21 protein-coding genes are annotated in these 24,528 nt (G+C 56.2%); 12 read left to right on the top strand and 9 right to left on the bottom strand.

Annotation, left to right across the window (positions count from 1 at the left end):
- Positions 1 to 2: 2 nt before the first annotated feature.
- Positions 3 to 1,841, top strand: coding sequence for a M2 family metallopeptidase (locus tag AAC060_RS07400; protein WP_339824448.1), 1,839 nt, complete (start codon positions 3 to 5; stop codon positions 1,839 to 1,841).
- 57 nt (positions 1,842 to 1,898) lie between these two features.
- Here the strand turns inward: AAC060_RS07400 and AAC060_RS07395 are convergent, their stop codons facing one another.
- On the bottom strand, positions 1,899 to 2,375 hold the full coding sequence (locus AAC060_RS07395) for a peroxiredoxin (protein ID WP_339824447.1): 477 nt from the start codon (positions 2,373 to 2,375) through the stop codon (positions 1,899 to 1,901).
- Positions 2,376 to 2,526: 151 nt separating this feature from the next.
- Between AAC060_RS07395 and AAC060_RS07390 the strand changes: the two genes are divergently transcribed.
- A complete protein-coding gene (locus AAC060_RS07390) occupies positions 2,527 to 3,087 on the top strand; it encodes a YqgE/AlgH family protein (RefSeq protein ID WP_339824445.1) in 561 nt (186 codons plus the stop codon).
- 157 nt (positions 3,088 to 3,244) lie between these two features.
- Positions 3,245 to 4,645, top strand: a complete 1,401-nt coding sequence (ahcY, locus tag AAC060_RS07385; RefSeq protein ID WP_339824443.1) for an adenosylhomocysteinase — start codon at positions 3,245 to 3,247, stop codon at positions 4,643 to 4,645.
- Between the two features lie 85 nt (positions 4,646 to 4,730).
- Here ahcY and AAC060_RS07380 read toward each other — a convergent pair whose 3' ends face one another.
- Together AAC060_RS07380 and AAC060_RS07375 are read right to left on the bottom strand one after the other, a co-directional pair.
- Positions 4,731 to 6,473: a lytic transglycosylase domain-containing protein gene (locus AAC060_RS07380; protein WP_339824441.1), complete on the bottom strand. Its 1,743-nt coding sequence runs from the start codon at positions 6,471 to 6,473 to the stop codon at positions 4,731 to 4,733.
- A complete protein-coding gene (locus AAC060_RS07375; RefSeq protein WP_339824439.1) occupies positions 6,470 to 7,246 on the bottom strand; it encodes a uracil-DNA glycosylase family protein in 777 nt (258 codons plus the stop codon). The genes AAC060_RS07380 and AAC060_RS07375 overlap by 4 nt, the downstream gene beginning before the upstream one ends.
- Before the next feature lie 128 nt (positions 7,247 to 7,374).
- On the opposite strand from AAC060_RS07375, the gene AAC060_RS07370 reads away from it, so the two are divergent.
- From AAC060_RS07370 to AAC060_RS07335, 8 genes are read left to right on the top strand one after another with little or no spacing between them, the layout of a single operon-like run.
- Positions 7,375 to 9,030, top strand: coding sequence for an electron transfer flavoprotein-ubiquinone oxidoreductase (locus AAC060_RS07370; protein WP_339824437.1), 1,656 nt, complete (start codon positions 7,375 to 7,377; stop codon positions 9,028 to 9,030).
- A gap of 19 nt (positions 9,031 to 9,049) precedes the next feature.
- The gene (locus AAC060_RS07365) at positions 9,050 to 10,687 is read left to right on the top strand and encodes a tetratricopeptide repeat protein (RefSeq protein WP_339824435.1); all 1,638 of its coding nucleotides are present in this window, start codon (positions 9,050 to 9,052) and stop codon (positions 10,685 to 10,687) included.
- Positions 10,687 to 11,541, top strand: a complete 855-nt coding sequence (locus tag AAC060_RS07360) for a 4-(cytidine 5'-diphospho)-2-C-methyl-D-erythritol kinase (protein WP_339824433.1) — start codon at positions 10,687 to 10,689, stop codon at positions 11,539 to 11,541. The genes AAC060_RS07365 and AAC060_RS07360 overlap by 1 nt, the downstream gene beginning before the upstream one ends.
- A complete protein-coding gene (locus AAC060_RS07355; RefSeq protein ID WP_339824431.1) occupies positions 11,538 to 12,266 on the top strand; it encodes an N-formylglutamate amidohydrolase in 729 nt (242 codons plus the stop codon). The genes AAC060_RS07360 and AAC060_RS07355 overlap by 4 nt, the downstream gene beginning before the upstream one ends.
- Before the next feature lie 51 nt (positions 12,267 to 12,317).
- Positions 12,318 to 14,039: a dihydroxy-acid dehydratase gene (gene ilvD, locus AAC060_RS07350; protein WP_339824430.1), complete on the top strand. Its 1,722-nt coding sequence runs from the start codon at positions 12,318 to 12,320 to the stop codon at positions 14,037 to 14,039.
- Positions 14,020 to 14,475, top strand: coding sequence for a hypothetical protein (locus tag AAC060_RS07345; protein ID WP_339824428.1), 456 nt, complete (start codon positions 14,020 to 14,022; stop codon positions 14,473 to 14,475). The genes ilvD and AAC060_RS07345 overlap by 20 nt, the downstream gene beginning before the upstream one ends.
- A gap of 29 nt (positions 14,476 to 14,504) precedes the next feature.
- Positions 14,505 to 15,887 (top strand): NAD(P)H-hydrate dehydratase, encoded by a 1,383-nt coding sequence (locus AAC060_RS07340; protein WP_339824426.1) that lies wholly within the window; start codon positions 14,505 to 14,507, stop codon positions 15,885 to 15,887.
- Positions 15,884 to 17,092, top strand: a complete 1,209-nt coding sequence (locus AAC060_RS07335) for a class I SAM-dependent RNA methyltransferase (RefSeq protein ID WP_339824424.1) — start codon at positions 15,884 to 15,886, stop codon at positions 17,090 to 17,092. Before AAC060_RS07340 ends, AAC060_RS07335 begins: the two co-directional genes overlap by 4 nt.
- A gap of 42 nt (positions 17,093 to 17,134) precedes the next feature.
- Here the strand turns inward: AAC060_RS07335 and AAC060_RS07330 are convergent, their stop codons facing one another.
- The 5 genes from AAC060_RS07330 to AAC060_RS07310 all read right to left on the bottom strand — a co-directional run bounded on the left by AAC060_RS07330 (position 17,135) and on the right by AAC060_RS07310 (position 21,836).
- Positions 17,135 to 17,566, bottom strand: coding sequence for an MAPEG family protein (locus tag AAC060_RS07330; protein WP_339824422.1), 432 nt, complete (start codon positions 17,564 to 17,566; stop codon positions 17,135 to 17,137).
- A gap of 28 nt (positions 17,567 to 17,594) precedes the next feature.
- On the bottom strand, positions 17,595 to 18,026 hold the full coding sequence (locus AAC060_RS07325) for an MAPEG family protein (RefSeq protein ID WP_339824420.1): 432 nt from the start codon (positions 18,024 to 18,026) through the stop codon (positions 17,595 to 17,597).
- 76 nt (positions 18,027 to 18,102) lie between these two features.
- A complete protein-coding gene (locus tag AAC060_RS07320; RefSeq protein WP_339824418.1) occupies positions 18,103 to 19,302 on the bottom strand; it encodes a type III PLP-dependent enzyme in 1,200 nt (399 codons plus the stop codon).
- Positions 19,303 to 19,447: 145 nt separating this feature from the next.
- Positions 19,448 to 20,617: a carboxynorspermidine decarboxylase gene (locus AAC060_RS07315; protein WP_339824416.1), complete on the bottom strand. Its 1,170-nt coding sequence runs from the start codon at positions 20,615 to 20,617 to the stop codon at positions 19,448 to 19,450.
- Position 20,618: 1 nt separating this feature from the next.
- Positions 20,619 to 21,836, bottom strand: coding sequence for a saccharopine dehydrogenase family protein (locus AAC060_RS07310; protein WP_339824414.1), 1,218 nt, complete (start codon positions 21,834 to 21,836; stop codon positions 20,619 to 20,621).
- Between the two features lie 53 nt (positions 21,837 to 21,889).
- Here AAC060_RS07310 and AAC060_RS07305 point away from each other — a divergent pair, with 53 nt between their 5' ends.
- Positions 21,890 to 22,873 carry a threonine/serine dehydratase gene (locus AAC060_RS07305; protein WP_339824412.1) on the top strand — a complete coding sequence of 328 codons (984 nt, stop codon included), beginning with the start codon at positions 21,890 to 21,892 and terminating at the stop codon, positions 22,871 to 22,873.
- Between the two features lie 335 nt (positions 22,874 to 23,208).
- Here AAC060_RS07305 and hemA read toward each other — a convergent pair whose 3' ends face one another.
- A complete protein-coding gene (hemA, locus tag AAC060_RS07300) occupies positions 23,209 to 24,429 on the bottom strand; it encodes a 5-aminolevulinate synthase (RefSeq protein WP_339824410.1) in 1,221 nt (406 codons plus the stop codon).
- Positions 24,430 to 24,528: the final 99 nt, after the last annotated feature.

Below are 24,528 nucleotides of genomic sequence, written 5' to 3'. Positions count from 1 at the left end.
TCATGAGAACCGCCGCTTCGATCGTCGCAATCGCCACTATGGCTCTAGCAACACCAGCATTGGCCCAGCATCACGAAACTGATGCCGTGGAAGCAACCGCTGTCCCGACCGCTGCCGATGCAAAGCAATTCGTCGAGGAAACCGAACAGAAATTGTTCGATTTCTCTTTGGACGCCTCTCGGATCTACTGGATAAACGCGAACTTCATCACCGATGACACCGACGCTTTGGCCGCCAAGGTCGGTGCAGAGGGAACGACGATGTCGGTGCAGGCAGCCATTGATGCGGCGATGTTCAACGATGTCAAGGGGCTGGACGCTGTCACACGGCGGAAACTGGACAAATTGCGCGGCGGTATCGTGCTCCCCGCGCCAACCACAGAGGGCGCTTCGACTGAACTGAACGAAATCGCGACCAAGCTGAACTCCGCTTACGGTAAAGGCAAGGGCACGCTGAACGGCAAGGAAATCAACGGGTCCGATATCGAAGCCGAAATGGGCACCAATCGCAACCCCGAAGAACTTTCCGAAATGTGGGCCAGCTGGCACAGCAATGTCGGCGCGCCGATGAAGGATGATTATGCCCGCATGGTCGAGATTGCCAACGAAGGCGCCAAGGAACTCGGCTTTGCTGATGTCGGCGCGATGTGGCGGTCGGGCTATGACATGTCTGCCGATGATTTTGCCAAGCTTACCGATAAGCTATGGGCGCAGGTCAAACCGCTTTACGACCAACTCCATTGCTACACACGCGACAAGCTCAATGAAAAATATGGCGACGCTGTGCAACCGGAAGCCGGCCCGATCCGCGCCGATCTTCTCGGCAATATGTGGGCGCAGGAATGGGGCAATATCTATGATATCGTCGCACCGGAAGGAGCTGGCGACATTGGGTTCGACACGACCGAATTGCTGGTCGCGAAAGATTATGACGCGATGAAGATGGTCAAGGCAGGCGAGGGCTTCTTCTCCTCGCTCGGCTTCGATCCGCTGCCGGAAACCTTCTATCAGAGGTCCTTGTTCACGAAGCCTGCTGATCGCGAAGTCGTGTGTCACGCCAGTGCCTGGGATATCGACAATGTTGACGATATCCGGATCAAGATGTGCATCAAGGTGAATGGCGATGATTTCACCACCATCCATCACGAGCTGGGCCATAATTATTATCAGCGCGCCTATAACAAGCAGAGCTATCTCCATCTCGACGGCGCCAATGACGGTTTCCATGAAGCGATCGGCGATGCTGTAGCGCTTTCGATTACACCGGAATATCTGGTTCAGGTGGGCTTGCTCGACAAGAGCAAGGTGCCGAGCGCAGACAAGGATATCGGTCTGTTACTGCGTCAGGCGATGGACAAAGTGGCCTTCCTGCCATTCGGCCTGCTGGTCGACAAATGGCGCTGGCAGGTGTTCTCCGGTGATATCCAGCCGGCGGATTATACTAAGGCCTGGCATGACCTTAAGCTCGAATATCAGGGCATTGCGCCACCAGTCGAACGTCCGGACGATGCCTTCGATCCTGGCGCAAAATATCATATCCCGGGCAACACGCCTTATTCGCGCTATTTCCTCGCCCGCATCCTGCAATTTCAGTTTTATAAAGCTGCCTGCGATGCTGCTGGCTGGAAAGGCCCGCTTCACCGCTGTTCTTTCTATGGCAACAAGAAAGTCGGCGCGAAGCTGAACGCGATGCTCGAAATGGGCGCATCCAAGCCCTGGCCCGACGCTCTCGAAGCCTTCACCGGCACCCGTGAAATGGACGGCAAGGCTATGATCAGCTATTTCGCGCCATTGATGGACTGGCTGAAGGAAGAAAATAAAGGCAAGTCTTGCGGTTGGTAGGCATAGAAAAGCCGGCGGGAACCTGAGTTCCCGCCGGCTATTATTTTGTCGCTTATATTAAAGCTGGTCGAGCATATATTCTGCGGTGCTGACCTTGAAGTCGCCCGGCGCTTCGACGTTAAGTTCTTCAACGACGCCGTCGTTAACGATCATCGAGAAACGCTGGCCGCGCTGGCCCAGACCAAAGCCGGAACCGTCCATGGTCAGGCCAACTGCCTGAGCAAATTCGCCATTGCCGTCAGCCAGCATGGTGACATCTTCTGAACCCGATGCATTATTCCATGCACCCATTACGAACGCGTCATTGACTGCGGTGCAGGCGATTTCGTCTACGCCTTTGGCTTTCAGCTCGGCGGCTTTGTCGACATAGCCGGGGAGATGTTTCGCGGAGCAAGTCGGCGTGAACGCGCCGGGAACCGAAAACAGTGCCACTTTCTTGCCTGCGAAATATTCGCTCGAGCTGACCTGCTGCGGACCTTCTGCGGTTGCCTTGACCAGTTTCACTTCTGGAATTTTATCGCCTTTGTTGATCATCTTATGCTCCTTGTTTGGGTTGGACTGAATATGCCTGCCTCTACAGCTAATAGTGGTGACCGGCGCGGGAAATTGCAAGCGAGCCGGGCAAACAAATCAGCGACGAAATTTAATATGGGCAGCGGATATTTGCGTTGCTATGCTGCCTCCGATGCATGACACGATATTTTTCTCCGGACAATTTCTTCTCGCCACACCCGGAATGGCGGATCCACGGTTTTCCCGATCAGTTGTGGCGATCTGTTCCCATGATGAAAATGGTGCCTTGGGCATCAACATCGGCGAGACGGTAGAGGGCATCAGTTTCCACGATATTCTCCGGCAGTTCGATATCGACACAACCGAAGCGCCCAACTGCGATGTCTTTCTGGGCGGTCCGATGGAAACACAGCGCGGCTTCATCCTCCACAGTCTCGATATCAACATGTCGGATACACTGCAGGTCGGGGAGTGCTGGGGGCTCAGCAGTTCGATCGATATGCTGAAGGCAATAGCCCAAGGGCGCGGGCCGGAACACTGGATCATCGCGCTTGGCTATTCCGGATGGGGTGAAGGACAGCTGGAAAGTGAACTGACCCAGAATGGCTGGACCATCGCCGAAGGGTCTCCTGACTGGCTGTACGAGACAGGGTCGGGCGACAAATGGCTGATGGCATGGGACGCGCTGGGCATTGATCCGTCGAAACTGTCCAGCGGATTTGGCAGCGCCTGACCTTTTGATTGTTGCGGCGCGCAAGGGAGTGACCTCACAAAATATCAAATATAAAGACATCTTTATATTTGCTTCAGAGGCCGCAAGGCGTTATTGAAAAGCCATGTTGCCGCACAGGATCGCCCGTGCGGCATTTCGTTTTTCAAGGAGATATGACGTGGCCACCGCAACCCAAGATTATGTTATCAAGGATATTTCCCTCGCCGATTTCGGTCGCAAAGAGATTGAAATAGCCGAAACCGAAATGCCGGGTCTGATGGCTTTGCGTGAAGAATTTGGCGCAGACAAGCCTTTGAAAGGCGCCCGGATCACCGGTTCGCTGCACATGACTATCCAGACCGCAGTATTGATCGAAACCCTGCTCGATCTCGGCGCAGAAGTCCGTTGGGCATCGTGCAACATCTTCTCGACCCAGGATCACGCCGCTGCCGCTATCGCAGCGGGCGGAACTCCGGTTTTCGCGATCAAGGGCGAAACTCTGGAAGAATATTGGTCCTATGTTGAGCGTATATTTGACTGGGGCACAGACGAAACCTGCAACCTGATCCTCGACGACGGCGGTGATGCCACCATGTTCGCTCTCTGGGGTGCTCGGGTTGAAGCCGGTGAAAAATTGTTCACACCAGAAAACGAAGAAGAAGAAGTCTTCGTCGCGACCCTGACCCGCTTTCTGGCCGAACGTCCCGGCTATCTGACCAAGACAGTTGAAACCATCAAGGGTGTTTCAGAAGAAACCACCACCGGTGTTCACCGTCTCTATGAACTCGCCAAAATCGGCAAACTTCCTTTCCCGGCGATCAACGTCAACGACAGCGTGACCAAATCCAAGTTCGACAATCTCTATGGCTGCAAAGAGTCGCTGGTCGACGCGATCCGTCGTGCAACCGACGTCATGCTGGCCGGTAAGGTCGCAGCGGTCGCAGGCTTCGGCGATGTCGGCAAGGGTTCCGCACAATCGCTCCGCAACGGCGGCGCACGCGTGCTGGTAACCGAAATCGATCCGATCTGCGCGCTGCAGGCGGCGATGGAAGGCTTTGAAGTTGTGACGATGGAAGAAGCGACGAAACGCGCTGACATCTTCGTCACCACAACCGGCAACAAGGACGTCATCACCGTTGATCACATGCGGGCCATGAAGGATCGCGCGATCGTCTGTAACATCGGTCACTTCGACAGCGAAATCCAGATCAGCGGCCTGAAGAACATGCAGTGGACCGAAATCAAGCCGCAGGTTGATGAAGTCAAATTCCCGGATGGCAAGAAACTGATCATTCTGGCCCAGGGTCGTCTGGTCAATCTTGGCTGCGCAACCGGTCACCCGAGCTTTGTTATGTCGGCAAGCTTCACCAACCAGGTGCTGGCGCAAATCGAATTGTGGGTGCGGCCCGAGCAATATGAAAATGATGTTTATGTTCTGCCGAAGCATCTCGACGAGAAGGTCGCGGAACTGCATCTCGCGAAACTCGGCGTGAAGCTCGACAAGCTTAGCCAGGAACAGGCTGATTATATCGGCGTTCCGGTCGAAGGCCCGTTCAAGCCGGACCACTACCGCTACTAGGCGATACAATATTCCGAAATGAAAAGCCGGGCAGTGTGAAAATCACTTTCCGGCTTTTTGCTGTCAGGCGTTTGGGACCCGGAGTTTAGCGGGCAGTGAACTGGGTCTTGCGCCCGTCCGGATGGCCAGGAAATTCCGGCCAGTGATTTTGTGACAGCGCACGCGCGCTGACGGACTGGATGCCCGCCTGCTTCTCGTACATCCAGTAGTTGCGCAGGATGATTGAGACATAACCGCGGGTCTCGACATAGGGGATGCTTTCCATGAACAATAGCGGATCGTCATTGTCCCGTATCTCCGTGTTCCAGCGCTGCACCGCGCCAGGGCCGGCATTATAGGCCGCTGCAATCTTGGGCAGCTTGCCGCCGGTGATCGATGATCTCCCGAGATATTCCAGATAGGACTGGCCATATTCCAGATTGGTAGAAGGCTTGTAGAGATCGGCTTCGCTAAAATGCATGCCGTTGGCTCTGGCGATATCGCCGGCGGTGCCCGGACGTACCTGCATCAATCCGATGGCATTGGCCGGGCTGACCACCTGGCTGCGAAATCCGGATTCCTGCAATGTATGGGCGTAGATAAGAGCGGGATCGACCCTCCAGCCGCCGTCGGGTGTCCATTTCGGCGCGGGGAAGCGGGCCTGGGCGTCGGGCGTCATGCCGCGTGGTGCATTATGAGCGAGCCACAACTGGGTCCGTGGCAGATCCAGTTCGCGGGCGAGTTTGATCAGGGCAGGGTGATCGGCATCCGGACCGATAGTGGCCTGATGCCGCAGCACTTCATCGGCCAGTCGCTCCTCGCCGATCTCGACCAGCGCAATGGCCGCGCGGACATTCTCATGCCGCTCGAGCGCCCGCCAGTCCGATTTTTCGAATAGCTTCGTCTGTTCCGACTGGTTTGGTTCCATCCCCAGCGTTTGCGCGGCAAGCATTCCGTAGAAGCTGTCGTCATAGCGCGCTGCCGCTTGCAACTTGCCCTGTACCTTTTCCGGCTGACCGCATTTCAGATCGGCCCGCGCGCTCCAGTAAAGGCCAGTTGCCTTCAGGTCGACATTGTCGGCAGACCGTCCGACTTTCTCGAAAGAACTGCTCGCCGACCGGCAATCGTTCAGCCGCCATGCCGCCAGTCCTGCAACCCAGTCGGCATGACCGACCCACTCTCCTGCACCATTTTGAGCCTGTCGAGCCATACGCAGGGCGGAGGCGTCGTCATTTTCGATATAATAAGACCATGCGACCCGCTGTTCGAGTTCGGTACGCCCTTCGGACGACATGTTCATCGCGCTGCCGCTGAGCAATGATTCCGCGCCTTGCGGATTGTCATTCTTGATAAAATCGATGATCTGGCCGCGTACGCCATTGGCCGCGCTATCCGAATTCACGTCATTCGGTTTGGAACGGATGGGAGAGCCGGGCACCCATGAAAGATTCCGGCGCTGTGGCAGGCTGGGCAGCAGTTGCGCGCCGCGTTTTTCTGCCAGTCGGCCCAGTTGGGCGGCTTGCGGTATCTGCGGAGCTTCGTTGACCAGAGTCAGCAACGGTCCGAGTTCTGCTCGCGGACTGTTCGCCGCGAGAAAAAATTCTGCCTGTGCGATCGACTTGAGCGGACCGGTTGGCGCTGTGTCCATCAGGTTCTGCGCAACATCCCACTGGTTGGCGGTCATCGCCGAGAAAAGCGCTCGGTAATGGTCGGATTGTTGTCGCTTCAATTGCGAGGGGATGTCCTTGGCGATCGATGCACTATTGTAGAGCACCGCTCCGTCGTCGGCGAATGCCGGCGACGCCATGAGGGTGAAAAGCGATACAGTCAGTGCAAATTTCAGTTTCACGGGGCAGAAATCCTTGTCAGCATTTGCAAATCCTTCCAAGCTTCGGCCTTGAACAATGGCCGCTCGATCAGGATCCGGGGATGAAATGTTACGATCGTCTCTGTTTTTGAGGCACCATGGTTAATAATTTGCTTATTTTTGCGGGCAGACAGCAAGTCTTCACCAAATATGATCTTCGCAGCAAGGTCGCCAAAACAGATTATCCGCTTGGGTCGGACCAGCCCGATATGGTGTAAAAGCCTCATTTTCAGGGCTTTCCAATGTTGTTCATCGATTCTGCCGTCAACGGGAAGGGATGTGGCGATGGTCGCCATATAAGATTTTTGCGAATCGGCACCGATTGCTGCCAGCATGTTGTTCAACAGCTTCTGATTGTCCTGACTGAACAACTGGACGTTGCCATCACGATTTTTTTCGGGGAGCGCGGAGATGGTCATAATTTCCGGTTCCAATATGCCCTCTGGCAGCACTCTGCTCCGCGACCATTTCGCTTCGATCAAGTTCTTGTCATTGGCCAGCCAGTCGAGAAAGCCCTCATGAGACTCCGGCAACGGCTCGTCGCGGACCGGGATTATGGTCTCTTCCGGCAAAGGTTTCGTAACGGAAGCCGGGGTCGGACGGACAGCGACGGGTGGTGCAACCTCCGCTGCCAAAAGCGCCGACGGCTGATCATTATAATCCAGTTCGACACCGGCAAGTGACCACCAGTTTTGCAGGCTGTGGATGATCGACTCAGTGGATGGATTTGCCGTGGGGGGGGTAATTAAATTCATTCATGCATAGAGTCATGAGTTGACGAATAGGTCAATTGGCGGGAAAGCAGGTTCCTGCCCAGAGGGTTTCGGTTTACGACAGACCGAATGTAGATGAGAATAAAAGCAAGAATTGTAGGAAAATCGACATGAGCGAACGAGAGTCAATGCCGTATGATCTGGTGATAGTCGGGGGTGGTCCCGCCGGTCTCAGCGCAGCCATAAGGTTCAAACAGCTGGCGGACGAGGCAGGCAAGGAGCTCTCGGTTTGTATCCTTGAAAAGGGGTCCGAAATCGGCGCACATATCCTGTCTGGCGCGGTTATCGATCCCAAGGCGCTTGATGAATTGATTCCGGCTTGGCGGGACGAGGATTGTCCGCTGGCGAAAACGCCGGTTACCGAGAATCATCACTGGGTGCTGACCAAGACCAAGAAATTTTCGATACCCCATCTCATGACACCGTCGTTCATGCACAATAAGGGAACCTACACCGGATCACTTGGCAATCTGTGCCGCTGGCTTGCCGAACGGGCCGAGAATATGGGCATCGAGATTTTCCCCGGCTTCGCTGCTGCGGAGATTCTTTATAATAACGATGGATCGGTAAAAGGCGTCGCCACGGGAGATATGGGCGTCGCCCGCGATGGCAGTCACAAGCCGGATTACGAGCCCGGCCTCGAACTGCATGCCAAATATACATTCTTCGCCGAGGGCGCCCATGGCCATCTCACCAAGATATTGAAAAGGCAGTTTGAACTGACTGCAGACAGCCAGCCGCAAATCTATGGTCTCGGTGTCAAGGAATTGTGGGATATCGACCCGGCCAAACACAAGGCCGGTCGAGTCATCCATTCGCAAGGCTGGCCGCTCAGCGGCGGCGCAAACGGCGGCGGCTTCCTCTATCATCAGGCTGATAACCAGGTCGCACTCGGTTTCGTCACCTGGCTGAACTATGAAAATCCCTATCTCTCGCCGTTCGAAGAAATGCAGCGCTGGAAGCAGCATCCGGAAATCCGCAAGATCCTGGAAGGCGGCAAGCGCGTTTCTTATGGCGCCCGTGCGATCAACGACGGCGGCTTCCAAGCCGTTCCGAAATTATATTTCCCCGGTGGCGCCCTGATCGGATGTTCTGCCGGTTTCGTCAACGTACCTCGGATCAAGGGCACGCATACGTCGATGAAAACCGGTATGATGGCGGCCGAGGCAGCCTATGAAGCGATTGTCGCCGAGCGCACAAGCGACGAGCTTGTCGCTTACGGAACTGCTTACGAGAATAGCTGGGTTCGTGAAGAATTGCGGGTTGTTCGCAATGTCCTGCCCGCGGTCGAGAAATATGGTGATTTCCTCGGCACGATATTGTCCGGCATGAATATGTGGGCAGAGCATCTCAAAATCAAAATGCCGTTCACGATGAAATTGCATCCCGACTGGTCACGACTGAAACGGGCCGAACATTGCGAGAAGATCGAATATCCGAAACCGGATGGTGTGATCAGTTTTGACCGTCTGTCTTCGGTGTTCCTGTCCAACACCAATCATGTGGAAGACCAGCCGGTGCATCTGCAGTTGAAGGACCCGAATATTCCGGTTGATGTCAATCTGCCCGTCTTTGCCGGACCATCGGCGCGATATTGCCCGGCGGGTGTCTATGAATTTATCGAGGACGAGGCCGGAAAGCCGAAGTTCCAGATCAACGCGCAGAATTGCGTTCACTGCAAAACCTGTGATATCAAGGATCCGTCCCAGAATATTAACTGGGTTGTTCCCGAAGGGGGCGGAGGTCCAAATTATCCGAATATGTAAACTTGGTTTTTGTGCGTTGGTGGTTGCCGGACTAGCCGGTACTCCGGCGCTGGCCAGCCGCGGCGACAGCTCGTCGGCCCTGAACCGTTTTGTCGCGGCGCGGCTTGCTGAATCATCCAATGAATCTCAGGCCGCCGCCGCGATTTACGCGGAAAGCCTGAAAGAGCAGCCGGATAACGAACTGCTCGCTGGCAAGGCCTTTGTCAGCGCTATTGCTGTGGGTGATTTCGATCTGGCGGTGACAGCCGTCCGCACGCTGCAACTGCGCGGCAAAGCGGATCCGGAGATGCCGTTGCTGCCCTTTGCTGCAGCTTTCGCACAGAATGACTGGAATGGTGCCGAGCGGGCGATCGTCGAGCTGGAAGCGCTCAAGAATTTTGCGTTCATGCAGCCGTTTCTGCAAGCCTGGCTCGAAACCGCCAGAGGTCAGGATGCCTCGGCCACTCTGTCGCTGGCACAGGCGGATACCACGGCGAGATATTATCTTGAAGAGCAGCTCATATTGAACAGGCTGGCAAGCCGGAAGGAAAGCGAAGCCATCGGCTTGCTGGCCGGACTGGTCAAACGCAACGAAGCCCGCATGGCACCGCTAAGGGTCGCCGCAGCGCGGCATTTCTGGGCGAATAATGATCCGGCCACGGCGAATGAAATCCTACAGTTCCGGTCATCGGGACCAGAGCAGAAACTGTTGCAGCAGATCGAGGCGGGCCAGAAAAAGGGTGTGGCCCTCAGGGTAACCCCGTCCACTGGCATGGCGTTTCTTTTTCAACGACTGTCAAACGATCTGCTGGCTCAGCGGGTCGAGTTCCTCTCGCAGGTTATGGCGCAAGTGGGCGCGCGGGTAGCCGGTACATCGGACTATGCATCGCTGACGCTGGGCCGCGCATTTGCCAGTGCCGAAAACCACGATCTGGCCGTGGCGGAATATGAACGTATTGCAGTCGATAGTCCTTATTATCTGGTCGCGCTGAGTTCCCAGATCGCCAGTCTGGTCACGAACAGGCAATATGACCGGGCACTTGCCCGGCTGGATATGGCCTTGAAATATAACCCGGATGCTCCCGAACTGTACATATTGCAGGGTCAGGCCTTGCAAGCGATGGGCGATAACAAGGCTGCGGCAAGCTCGTTTGAATCGGCGGTCGCGCTGGGTGAAAAACAGGATCAACCGGCTCTGGTCATGGCCAATTACTGGCTGGCATTGGGCGGAGCGCAGGAACAGGCCGGGATTTGGCCCGCAGCTTTGCAAGCGTTGCAAAAAGCAAATGAACTGCTGCCCAACTCCCCGACGATTCTCAATTATCTGGGCTATGCCCAGCTCGAACGCCGCGAAAACGAGGAAGAGGCCATTGCCGCGATCAAGCAAGCGCATGAGCTGCGCTCGGATTCGCCAGCGATCACCGATTCTCTGGGCTGGGCTTATTATATTACCGGCGAGCATGACCGGGCTATCGGCTATCTGGAAAATGCTCTCGAAGGTCAGCCAAAGGACCCGACGATCAACGAGCATCTAGGCGATGCCTATTGGACCGCTGGTCGGCTCTATGAAGCGCGCTATGCTTGGAGATCTGCTGAATTATTCGCCGAGGGTGATGATGCCCAGCGTCTCGCCAGCAAAATAGACATGGGGCTCCGGCCCGATCTCGTATCGCCCTGATGCCCGATCCGCTTTTGGATATGGTGAACAGCGAAACGGCCTATGCAAAGATAAATCTGGCGCTGCATGTCCGCAAGCAACTGCCAAATGGCTATCATGAACTGGAGACGATATTCGCCTTTCTCGATGCTGGCGATGTGATTTCTGTCGAGCCGGGAGATGGTGTGATTTTGGACATTAGCGGTCCTTTCGCCGAAGGGTTAAGCACGACGGACAATCTGGTTATCCAAGCGGCCAAACGGCTTTTAGGGAAATCAAATCTAGCGCGCGGGGCGCATCTGCATCTCGACAAGCGGCTTCCGGTAGCTTCCGGTATTGGCGGCGGTTCCGCCGATGCTGCGGCAACGCTGCGGCTGCTCAATCGCTTCTGGGGGCTGGACTATAATATCACAGAACTGGCCGAAATTGCCAAACCGTTGGGTGCCGATGTTCCCGCCTGTGTGATCAGCCAGACATGCAGCGGTACGGGCATCGGTCAGGACCTGGCCAGCATAGCCGACGACGATCTGAGGCAATGCACCGCGCTTCTGGTCAATCCGCTGGTTCCTGTCTCCACGGCTGACATATTTGCTGCCTGGGATGGTGTCGATCGCGGTGCTCTCGAAAGCGGGCCGGTCATCACTGTCGCGCGGAGCGGCAGAAATGACCTGCAGAAACCGGCGGTCGCGCTGGTGCCGATATTGACCGATGTCCTGAAAATGCTCGAAGAGTGCCAGCCGGTCATCGCGCGGATGTCCGGCTCTGGCGCGACATGTTTTGCCTTGTTTGATACGCTCGCTGAGGCCAAAAATGCCGAAAACCATTGTCTGCAGGCAATGGACGGGGCGTGGACCATGATTGGGAGTTTTCGATGACCGAAGCTTTTGAAATATCCGGAGTTCCTTCCGAAGGTGGCGTGTTGATCGTGGTCGATCATGCCTCGAGACATATACCCGACGATATCGATCTGGGTATCTCGCCGGAATATGAAGATGACCATATCGCCTATGATCCGGGCATCGCGCCGATTGCGCGCCTGATGACAGAAAATAGCGGATATCTTGCCGTTCTCAGCGCAAATTCCCGTCTGATTGTCGATCTCAACCGCTATCCTGACGAAGCGGCCGTTATCGTGGAAAGCAGCGATGGCATAGAAATCCCGGGCAACCATCTGTCTGACGAGGACCGACAAACCAGACTGGATCGCTTTTTCACGCCCTATCACGACCGGGTGGCGGCGCTGATAGCGGACCTGAAGCCGGCCCTTGTGGCTTCTCTACACAGTTTCTCGCCGGTGCTTCGTTCCAAACCGGACCTGCAACGTCCGTGGGACATGGGAATCATGTATAATGAGCATCAGGCGGCCCCGCGTCTGGCGCTCCAGTTTCTCGGCGAAGAAGAGGGGCTGATCATTGGTGACCAGATGCCTTATTCCGGCAAAGACCTGAACGCGACGATGAACCGGCAGTGCGAAACCATTGGTCAGCCCTATATCGGGGTCGAGATTCGTCAGGATCTGATCCGGGAAGAGGCCGGACAGCGCCGTTTCGCTGATATATTATTGCGTAGTTGCGATAAAATAAGAACAGCCCTTGCTTAACCGGCGGACTTTTGAAAGGACGATCCGGAAATAGCCATATTGGAAGCCAGAATGACCAACAGATTCGACAAGTCCCGTTTGCCAAGCCGTCACGTCAGTGTCGGACCAGAGCGCGCACCCCAGCGCAGCTATTATTATGCGATGGGCATGACAGAAGAAGATATTGCCAAGCCGTTCGTCGGCATCGCCTCGGCGGGTAATGACAGCGCTCCATGCAACACCTTGCTCGACGGTCAGGCCGATATGGCGCGCGAAGGCGTTATCGAAGCCGGTGGTACGCCGCGACGGTTCAACACGATCACGGTTACCGACGGCATTGCCATGGGCCATCAGGGCATGAAAGCATCGCTGGTATCTCGCGAAGTCATCGCCGACAGCGTCGAACTGAGCGTCCGCGGCCACTGCTATGACGCGGTCATCGGCTATGCTGGCTGCGACAAGAGCCTGCCTGGCATGATGATGGCGATGCTGCGACTCAACGTGCCATCGATCTTCGTCTATGGCGGTTCGATCCTTCCAGGCCGCTTCCACGACCATGACGTAACCGTTGTCGACGTGTTTGAAGCCGTCGGACAGCATAGCGCCGGCAATTGCCCGTTGCAGGAACTGATCGAACTGGAAAAAGTCGCTTGCCCCGGTCACGGTGCCTGCGGCGGCCAGTTCACCGCCAACACCATGGCCTGCGTCGCAGAAGCGATCGGCCTGTCCTTGCCGAACAGCAATATGGCACCAGCGCCCTATGAAACCCGCGACGATATGGCGCGGGCAGCGGGCCGCCAGATCATGAACCTGATCGAGCTCAATTTGCGGCCGCGCGATATCTGCACCAGAGATGCTTTCATCAACGCGGCCCGCGTGGTTGCTGCCACCGGCGGTTCGACCAACGCTGCCTTGCATCTGCCGGCCATGGCCAGCGAAGCGGGAATTGAATTCGATCTGTTCGATGTCGCCGAGATTTTCAAAACAACGCCTTATCTCGCCGATCTCAAACCGGGCGGCAAATATGTCGCCAAGGACATGCATGATGCCGGCGGTGTCTATATGCTGATGAAGACGATGATGGATAACGGTCTGATCAACGGTGATTGCATTACCGTCACCGGCAAGACCCTGGGCGAGAATATCGAGGAAATCGTCTGGAACCCTGACCAGAAGGTCATCTATGATGTCCAGCACGCGATCACCGCAACCGGCGGCGTAGTCGGCCTGCGCGGTTCGCTGGCACCCGAAGGCGCAATCGTCAAAGTAGCCGGCATGGAACGCTTGCAGTTCCGCGGCCCGGCCCAGGTGTTCGAATGCGAGGAGGATGCCTTTGCTTGCGTCGAAAAGCGCGAAATCAAGGAAGGCGCGGTTGTCGTCATTCGCAACGAAGGACCAAAAGGCGGTCCCGGCATGCGCGAAATGCTGGCCACCACCGCTGCGCTTTATGGCCAGGGCATGGGCGAGAAGGTCGCGCTGATCACCGATGGCCGTTTCTCCGGTGCGACACGCGGATTCTGTATCGGTCACGTCGGTCCGGAAGCGGCGGATGGCGGGCCTATCGGTCTAATCGAGGAAGGCGACATGATCAATATCGATGCCGAGAAGGGCATCATTGATCTGGAAGTCGACGAGGCAATATTGGCGGAGCGTAGAGAAAAATTTACACGACGCGAAACCGATTATGGTTCAGGAGCATTGTGGCGCTATGCGCAAAACGTGGGACCGGCCTATCAGGGGGCGGTGACCCATCCTGGAGCCAAAGCAGAAAAACATGTCTATGCGGATATCTAATATTGTCGGCCTGACGCTGTTGCTGACCGCCTGCGAGAACCGGCCCGATAATGGCGTTCTCGCAGACGCGGAACAGCGGGCGGCGGATCAGGCCGGTGATGACGGTAAAATCGAATGCGCGATTGATGGCGCAAGCGACTATACACGTGACTGTTTTACCGAACGGTTGAGCGGTGAAGGCGGCGTCACGATGATCATCCGCCATCCCGATGGCGGTTTTCGCCGCTTTAACGTCCTGACCGATGGCCACGGCCTCGAAGCCGCCGACGGTTTCGACAAGGCGCAGATATCTATCGTCGAGGATGGCAAGATACTGGTCAGCGTCGGCCCCGACAAATATCTGCTGCCGGCACAAATCAAGTCCACCGCAAAATCCGAAGCCTTGCCCGCGAACGCGACAGAGACTAGCAAAGATCCGGCACAAGCCGGAAACTAGAGGCATTTTTGCTGAATAACGGGAACATATTGACCGCCGCTGAAATGAAGCTGGCGGAGCAGCTCTTGATCGACAGCGGTGTTGCGGTGCAGGAACTGATGCGTCGGGCCGGGCAGGGCGCCGCGCAAATGATCTGGCGGATCGCCGCCGATATGCCAACGTTGGTGCTGTGCGGTCCCGGCAATAATGGCGGAGACGGCTATGTCATCGCGCAATGGCTGCTCGAAAAAGGCGTCGATGTCAGTATTGCCGCACCGCTGGAACCGACAACAGAAGCAGCGCGACATGCGAAATCGCAGTGGCGAGGCAAGACTGTCGCACTCCCAGATGCGCAACTGGCAGCGCAATTTGTCGATTGCCTCTTCGGCACCGGCCTGACCCGCGCAGTCGGCGACGAATGGTTCGCCCATTTCACCCGCCTGTTTGTAGGCGCAAAGCGACGGATTGCGATCGATCTGCCCAGCGGTGTCGAGTCCGATCATGGCAAGCTGCTCAACGATATCCCGGCATTTGATACATGCATCGCCCTCGGCGCGTTCAAGCCTTCCCATTTCCTCGAACCTGCGCGATCCAAAATGGGCGATCTGGTCGGGATTGATATAGGTATCGCAGGGGACAGCGATCTCGGGATTCTGTCCAGACCCCGGATTCCCCCGCCGACATCGCACGACCATAAATATAGCCGTGGCCTAGTCGCCATCGTCGCCGGGGCCATGCCCGGCGCAGCCCAGCTCACCGCGATGGCCGCCCAGAAAACGGGGGCAGGCTATATCAAAATCTTCGCACGTGCCGGTTTTATCGCTCCGCATCCCAGCATTGTGGTCGAGACGGTGCAGGACATGGCCGAACTTCAACATAAGCTTTCCGATCAGCGTATCTCCGCCATCGTCCTGGGTCCCGGTCTGGGCCGGGATGACCGGGCGAGGGAATTACTCACCACTGCGCTCGCTGCAGATGCACCACTTGTTCTGGATGCCGATGCGCTAACCGTTGGGGGATCGCAATTTATCGACCTGGTGAAGGGCCGCTCTGCCGAGACCATCGCAACACCCCATGCGGGAGAGTTTTCCGGTCTGATGCCAGACGCTTCGCACCACAAACTCGAGGATAGCCGCAGTCTTGCCAATCAAGCGGAATGCAGCATTCTGCTGAAAGGTTCCGATACCGTAATCGTCAGCCCGGACGGCAAAGCATCGATATCGGCGCAATCCTGTCCATGGCTGTCAACAGCGGGTACCGGTGACGTGTTGGCCGGGATTATCGCAAGTCGCTTGGCAACGGGCATCAGTGCTTATAAGGCAGCGTGCGAGGGCCAATGGCTGCACAGCAGGGCAGGACAACTGGCTGGCCCCGCTTTCACGCCTGAAATGCTTATCGACCAACTCCCCGCCACTTTGCAGGAATGCTTATGACCGCGACTCCCGATCCCGACCTGATTCTTCGTGTTGCCGCAAAAGGTGATGGCGTGACCGCTGATGGCCGCCATGTCGCCTTTTCTGCCCCGCTCGACCGGTTGAATGAAGATGGTGGCCTGATCAAGGGGCCGCATCATGTCGAGCCTCCGTGCCAGCATTTTCAGACCTGCGGCGGTTGCAATCTGCAGCATCTTGATGACGAAAGCTACACCCGCTTCCTCACCGAGCGAGTGGCCTACGCACTGGAAGGACAGGGGCTGGCGGCAGAACTGCTGCACCCGCCGCAGGTCTCCCGGCCAAAAACCAGAATCCGCGCCAGTCTGCGCGCTGCCAAGCTCGGCGACCAATTCAAGCTAGGGTTCAGCGGTGCCGGCAGCCATCGCATCGTCGATCTGCAGCAATGCGAGATCATGGCACCCGAATTATTCGCGCTTCTCGCGCCTCTGCGGACGTTTCTGAAAAATGCGTCGCGTCGCAAGCATGACATGAATATCGAGATGACGCTCGTGGATCAGGGGATCGACCTGCTGATCAGCAATTACGAGCCTGAGGGCTTGGAGCAGCGCGAGGCCTTGTCGGATTTTGCCAAAGCCAATGGATTGGCGCGTCTGTCCGTCGATGGCGGCTATGGCTCGGAGACACAGTGGGAACCGGAGCCGGTGACGATCACGTTGGGCGGAATGGCCGTCAGCTTCCCGCATAGCGCCTTTTTGCAGCCGACTCGCGACGGCCAGCAGATGCTCGTTTGGGCGATGCTCGAGGCCGTTGGTGACGCGCGGCTTGTCGCCGACCTGTTCGCAGGACTGGGCACGTTCACTCTGGCGCTCGGCGATGACAAGAAGGTCTATGCTGCCGAAGGCGCTCGCGACACGATGGGCGCGCTCAAAATGGTGGCCAATCATTCCACCCGTCAGATATTCTGCGAGCATCGCGACCTTTTCCGTCGGCCGCTGAGCGCTGAAGAGCTCAACCGTTTTGATGCCGTCATTCTTGACCCGCCACGGGCCGGCGCACGCGAACAGATCTTGCAACTGGCACAATCAGAGGTCGAGAAAATCTGCTATATCAGCTGCAATCCGGCGAGCTTCGCCAGAGATGCAAAGCAGCTTTGCGATGCCGGATACAAGCTCCGCCAGGTATGGCCGGTCGGGCAGTTTCTATGGTCTACCCATGTCGAGATCGTGTCCAGCTTCAGCCGCTAGCCGGGGCCTGCGAAAGCAAATGCCTCCGCAGGAACGCCGGAACTAGTGGAATACTGCAATCGCCGCATGAATTGCCAGGGCGATGATGCAAAGACTGGACAGGGAAAATAGCATGAACCGAAAGATCACGCGGTTGATTGTCACCTGAACAAGACTGTGTAGAACCCGCAGGCCGACATAGATCCAGGCGATGGTCAGGTTCAGTCCATAATCCTGACCGGAGAGGATCAAAACGACACAAATTGCGTAAAAAAGCGTCGGTTCTGTCAGCAAATGGTTATAATTATGCGCTTTCCACTGCACTTCCGGTGGCAGCAGTTCATCAAGATCGCCACCCTTGCCACCGACCAGATTGGCTGAGTCGATCTTGGCCTTGTTCATCGCCGGTATCCGCGTGACATACATCCACAGCCAGATCAGCATCGTCCATAAAATGAGCGCAACCATCGGCTGCAGCAACAGGCTATTCTCCATAAATTCCCTCCCTTATATTATTATTACTCTAAACAAGCGTGGCCCACAGCGCATTGATCGCCATGACAAGCAGGCAGATCGTCGACAGCACAAAGAGCATGAAGCGGACTTTCACCAGATTGACGGTTGCCTGCCAGATGCTGTGGATGATCCTGATGATGACATAGGCCCAGGCGAAATAGAGATTCATCCCGTGGCCTGCGCCGGCAATCGCAAGGATCGCCACCGTGGCGTAGAACAGTGTCGGTTGTTCCATCAGATGGGTGTAATTGTGGGATTTCCAGTTCACCTTGTCAGGGATTACCCCTTCCAGATCACTTCCCCGTCCGCCGGGCGCGGCCTTGGACAGATCCGCCCCCGATTTCGCCATCGCCGGGAATCGCGTGCCCGCCATCCACAGCAACATGATCAGCGACCACAAGACAAGCACCGCAGCGGGTGTCAGAATAGCAATATCCATGATTCTTAATCTCCCCAAGCCCGGGGAGAAACTGCTTCAATTACAAAGGATTGTCAATTGCAACCTAGTTTGGCCGTCAGGCGGTCGGGAAAGACACCACATTGTCGCGATCGGACCGGTCCAGATTTTCGCCGACATAGAGGCTGGCCATGGGTTCGTCGGTGACATCATATTCGTGACTGCTGCCATAGCCGTTGAATTTCGTCCGCATCGCAGAACCATAAGCACCGATCATACCGATCTCGATATAATCATCGGCCTTGATGCTGTCGGGCAGGTTAAACGGGCCGGCCATGAAATCCATGTCGTCGCAGGTCGGACCATAGAAGCTGAAGCCGGTGGTCGTTCCGCCTTCCCCATCCGCACCAACCTGGCGCACGGGAAACCGCCAGCCGATATGCGCGGCGTCGAACAGGGTGCCATAGGCGCCGTCGTTGATAAACAGCTCGTTACCACGGCGCCGTTCGACCTTAACCACCAGCGAGCTATATTCGGCAGACAGCGCACGGCCTGGCTCGCACCAGAGTTCGGCGGAATAGCTGATCGGCAAATCTTCGAACGTGCGGTCGATAGCAGTAAAATAATGGTTGAGCGAAACCGGCTCCAGATCAGGATAGATCGATGGAAAGCCACCCCCTACATTGACGATGTCGACGGTAACCGACGCCCCGACAATGGCGGTACGGACCCGTTCCAGAGCATGGACATAGGCAAGCGGCGTCATCGCCTGGCTGCCGACGTGGAAGCAAATGCCGAGGCTGTCTGCCCGTTGCCGCGCACGCTGGAGCAATTCTGCGGATTCATCGACATCAATGCCGAATTTCGAAGCAAGGCTGATTTCCGCGAATTCGGACGCAACCCGGATCCGGACGCAAAGTGTCAGGTCATCCGCAAACTCGGTGCCCAGTTCGACTTTTTCCAGTTCTTCGATACTATCAAGCGAGAAAATCCGAACGCCATGGTCGCGATAGGCTTCGCGTATCGATGACAATTGCTTGACCGGATTCATGTAGCAGAGCGTCGCGTCGGGCAAAGCTGCGCGAACGATGCGGACTTCGTCGATCGAAGCCACGTCGAAATGGGTCACGCCTTCTTCCCACAGCAATTGCAGCAATGCGGGCGAAGGATTCGCTTTGACGGCGTAAAGGGATTTGCCGGGAAATTGCTCGACAAAATAACGCGCAGCACGTCGGGCTGCATGTGGCCGGTTAAGCAAAACTGGAATGTCTGGGCTTAGAGCCTTCGTCAGCTCCTCAGCATCAAGATAATGGTGCAACTCAAGGGACCCCCTTATAGGCTAAGATCGATTGAGCTGCCTTGCGGATACGCAAGCGGCCATGGGGCAGCAAGGCGCGGCTATATGGCCACTTGATGGCTCTGTAAAGACCGAAGTCCTTACAGAAGCTGAACAAAAGCATTTTTTAGCTGAGCCGATCCCTGAACGCCGTCCAGTCGAAGGTTTTGACGCATTTCAGCTCATCCTTTTCACTGTTCCACAGCCAGATCGACGGCAGGGGAACGCCATTGAACGTGTTGGTCTTGACCATCGAATAATGGGCCTGATCGAGAAACGCGATACGCTGGCCGATATGCGGGGCTTCGGGCAGTATATAATCGCCGATAATATCTCCGGCCAGACAACTCGGTCCCCCGAGTCGGATCGCTGTACCTTCGCTGCGTTCATCCAGCATGGCCGGGCGATAAGGGGCCTCGATAACATCGGGCATATGGCAGGTTGCCGAAATGTCGGTGATCCCGACCGGCATGCCATTGTCGAACACATCCAGTATCTCGCCGACCAATATGCCGGCATCCAGTGCCACGGCTTCACCGGGTTCGAGATAGATCTCGCAGCCGGATTTTGCTATCAGCTCTTTCAGAAAGCCGACCAGCGCGTCACGGTCATAATCGTCACGCGTAATGTGGTGACCGCCGCCAAGATTGATCCATTTCAACGTGCCGAAATGCGGTGCGATAATCGGCTCAACTTTCTCCCAGGTCCTCTGCAGAGCATCGAAGCCCTGTTCGCAGAGATTGTGGAAGTGGATGCCAGAGAGATGCTGAAAATGGTCAGGCCGCAACTGGCTGATCGGGAAGCCCAGCCGGCTATGGGGCTGGCTCGGATCATATTTCTCCGTCTCGCCCAACGGGATTTGCGGGTTAATTCTTAAACCAATTTCTGAGCTATCAAGTGGAAGATTCTGATTAGAATCATTTTTCCATCGATCTATTTGGGCCGGATTGTTGAAGGTGATATGCTCGGAAATCCGGCATAGTTCGGCCAGATCGTCTGCCTTATATGCCGGTGAATAAGTGCTGATGGGGCCGCTAAAATGTTCTTTGGCAAGCCGAGCCTCCCACAGGCCAGAGGCGCAATAGCCATCAAGATATTCGTCGATCAATGGCGCCAGCGACCACATCGAAAAAGCCTTGAGCGCCAGCAGGACCTTGGCGCCCGACCGTTCCTTGATATCAGCCAGAATTTCCAAATTCCGCCGCACCGCGACTTCATCGACGACAAAGGCAGGCGAGGGCACCCGGCCTAGGTTAAAGCGCGAAAAAGCGCCGGGATTGCCTGCCTTGGTCTCCATCCTAGAACGCCAAAGGTGCTTCCAATTCTTCCAATGTCCATGGCAGGCCATGCTGGTTCAGCATCTCCATGAACGGGTCCGGATCGAACTGTTCCATGTTGAATACGCCGTCGCCCTTCCACTGGCCGGACAACATCATCGCCGCGCCAATCATCGCCGGAACGCCGGTGGTATAGCTGACACCCTGATTGCCGGTTTCCTCAAACGCCGCTTCATGGCTGCAGATATTCTTGACGTAGAGCGTCTTCTGAACGCCGTCTTTCACGCCGGTCGCGATGACACCGATATTGGTGTTGCCCTTGGTTGTTTCGCCGAGGCTCGCCGGTTCGGGCAATACGGCCTTCAGGAACTGCAACGGGATGATCTCGCGGCCTTCGTACATTACCGGATCGATCCGCGTCATACCGACATTCTGCAGCACCTCGAGATGGGTCAGATAAGCGTCGCCAAAGGTCATCCAGAAGCGGATGCGCTGGATTTCCGGGAGATGCGTCTTCAGTGATTCAATTTCCTCGTGATACATTAAATACATATTCTTCGGGCCGACCGCCTCGAAATCAAATTCCTGCTTTTGCGTCAGCGGCGGTCCTTCCACCCAGTCGCCATTTTCCCAGTGGCGGGAATTGGCAGTCACTTCCCGGATATTGATCTCCGGATTGAAATTGGTCGCGAAATGCTGACCGTGATCGCCGCCGTTGCAGTCGAGAATATCGAGCGTGTCGATCCGGTCGAAATGATGTTTCTTCAGCCAGCTGGTGAATATGCTGGTTACACCAGGGTCAAAGCCGGAGCCGAGCAGCGCCATGATCCCCGCATTCTTGAACCGGTCCTGATAATCCCACTGCCATTTATACTCGAACTTCGCCTCGTCGCGCGGTTCGTAATTGGCGGTATCGAGATAGTCGGTCTTGGTCGCCAGGCACGCATCCATGATCGGCAGATCCTGATAGGGCAGCGCCAGATTAACCACGAGATCGGGCTTTTCCTGCTCGATCAGTGCGGTCAGGGCCGGAACATCATCGGCGTCAATTTGAGACGTTCTAATGGTCACACCGGTGCGCTGCTTGACCGAGTCGGCTATCGCTTCGCATTTTGATAAAGTGCGACTGGCCAATAGAATTTCGCTAAAAGGGCCGCTGTCTGCCGCTATCAACTGTGCCATTTTATGCACTGCTACCGAACTGACGCCGCCTGCGCCGATCACCAATATCTTACCCATGATTTCCACTCTAAATGCTGGAGAAATGTTAGCTCCGCATATAGGGAGAGACCATGACAGAGCAATACCTGATGGACCCGGAGCGCCAACCAAGTTTCAGGGGTGTCGAACGCGCGGCGCAGAAAATCGCCTCCATTCTGCCCGCCACACCCTTGCTGCCGCTCGATATCGACGGCACAACAATCTGGTGCAAGGCGGAATGCCTGCAACCGATTGGCGCGTTCAAGATTCGAGGAGGATGGCACCGTCTGACCGATTTGACCGACGAACAGCGCAAATATGGTGTTGTCGCGTTTTCCAGCGGCAATCACGCTCAGGGAGTCGCATGGGCGGCCCGCGAACTGGATGTGCCCACGACCATCATCATGCCCGAGGATGCTCCCAAGGCGAAACTGGAGAACACCAGGGCATTGGGTGCCAAGATTATCACCTATGACCGGATGAGTGGCAATCGCGAGCAATTGGCGGCAGAATTTTCGCAGAAAACCGGAGCCGTGGTAGTGCCCAGTTTCGATGACCCATGGATCGTCGAAGGGCAGGGCAGTTGCGGTATCGAGATACGCGAGCAGATGCTGGCACTAACCGGATATCAGCCGGATCAGCTGGTCATCTGTTGCGGCGGTGGCGGTCTTGCGAGCGGCACGGCTCTGGCCAACCCCGATGCCAAAATTCTGGTCGTCGAGCCGGAAGGCTGGGACGACATGAAACGCTCGCTGGAAGGCGGAGCAATCGTACCGGTAGGGGACAACCCGCCCGCCACCGATTGTGACGCGCTGCAGACGCTCAGCGTCGCTCCAATCACGTTCAATATTCTGAAAGATCGCAACGCGACAGGGATCTCTGTTTCCACCGCTGAAGTGCATCACGCGATGCGGGTCGCATTCGAGAAATTGCGTCTGGTCGTTGAACCGGGCGGCGCCGTTGCTCTGGCCGCAATTCTTGCCGGCAAGGTCGGGCTGGGCGACCGGACGGCCATCACCCTGTCCGGCGGCAATGTAGATCGTCAGCGGTTCGCGGAAATCATCGCGGGTGGCTAGGGCCTGATAATTCTTTCCTACACCGGCCCTGAGGGCATATCTTCTGGCGGTTCTAATTTGGGCTCTTTGACATATTGGATAGATGATAGCGCCACCGCCCGTCCGCGCGCGAAACCGTACTAATTTTGACGCCCGTCTGGAAGGTCACACTCGCCTACAAGGGTCGAAACGAAAATGGCCGGAATTCTGCGGACTGGAGCCAAAGGTCACAGAAAAGAAAAGCGCGCGCCTGTGTAAAGTTCCGGCGGATTTTTATCGTGCGGCGAAAACAGCGAGCTTCAATCGGGAAATTGGCCCGATAATTTCACTATAATGCGGGACTCCTGATCCGGAAACTAGGCCGCGATCGCCAGTTCCAGATCCAGTCGGCTCCAGATTTCGACCAGCGCCTGGGCCAGGTCTTTCATCATCGCTTCGCTATGCGCAGGGCCAGGCGTAAACCGCAGCCGTTCGAGACCGCGCGGTACGGTGGGATAATTTATCGGCTGTACATAAACACCATATTCAGCGAGCAATATGTCGCTGATTTTCTTGGCTTTGACCGGATCACCGACCAGCAGCGGAACAATATGGGTCGATGAATCCATTACCGGCAGGCCTGATTCTGCAAAAAGGTCCTTGAGCATCTGGGCAGCAGCCTGCTGACCATCGCGCTCTGCGGTTGACTGTTTCAGATGACGAATGCTTGCCAGAGCACCGGCAACAAGCACTGGTGACAGGCTGGTGGTGAAGATAAAGCCGGGTGCATAGGAGCGGATCACGTCGACGATCTTCTGGTCGGCGGTAATATAGCCGCCCATGACGCCCACGGCCTTGGCCAGCGTGCCTTCAATGATCGTGATGCGGTCGGCGGCCTTGTCGCGTTCCGAAATACCGCCACCGCGTTCGCCGTACATTCCGACAGCATGCACTTCATCGCAATAGGTGAGCGCATTATATTTGTCGGCCAGATCGCAGATCGCGTGCAATGGCGCGATATCGCCATCCATCGAGTAAATACTTTCGAAAGCGATCAGCTTTGGTACTTCCGGATTTTCGGCCGCCAGCAATTCTTCGAGATGTTCCAGATCATTATGACGGAAAACCCGTTTCTCGCAGCCGCTGTTCTTGATCCCGGCGATCATCGACGCATGGTTCAGTTCGTCGGAAAAAATAATGCAGCCCGGCAGGATTTTGGTCAGCGTCGAGAGCGTGGCTTCGTTGGATACGTAGCCGGACGTGAAAAGCAGTGCGCCGGATTTATTGTGCCAGTCGGCCAGTTCCCGCTCGAGCTGAATGTGATAATGGGTGTTGCCGCCGATATTGCGGGTTCCGCCCGAGCCGGCGCCGACATTGTGCAGCGCTTCTTCCATCGCCACGATCACATCGGGATGTTGGCCCATCGCCAGATAATCGTTGGAGCACCAGACAGTGACCGGTTGCGGTCCGTTGTGATGCGCGAAACAGCGGGCGTTCGGGAACGAACCCTTGTTGCGCAAAATGTCAATGAATACCCGATAGCGTCCTTCGGCATGGAGCCGGTCAATCGCTTGCGAAAAAATCTTGTCGTAATCCACTGTATACCAAATCCTGCGTCAAATCTGTTTTGCGGTTGTCTTGAAATGGCCCTTAGCGGCCTTTCCTCGGAATTTCCAGCGCAAACCACTCGCAATAAG

Source organism: uncultured Parasphingorhabdus sp., assembly GCF_963975555.1.
GTDB lineage: Bacteria > Pseudomonadota > Alphaproteobacteria > Sphingomonadales > Sphingomonadaceae > Parasphingorhabdus.
This window is presented reverse-complemented; position numbering and strand designations above follow the sequence as displayed.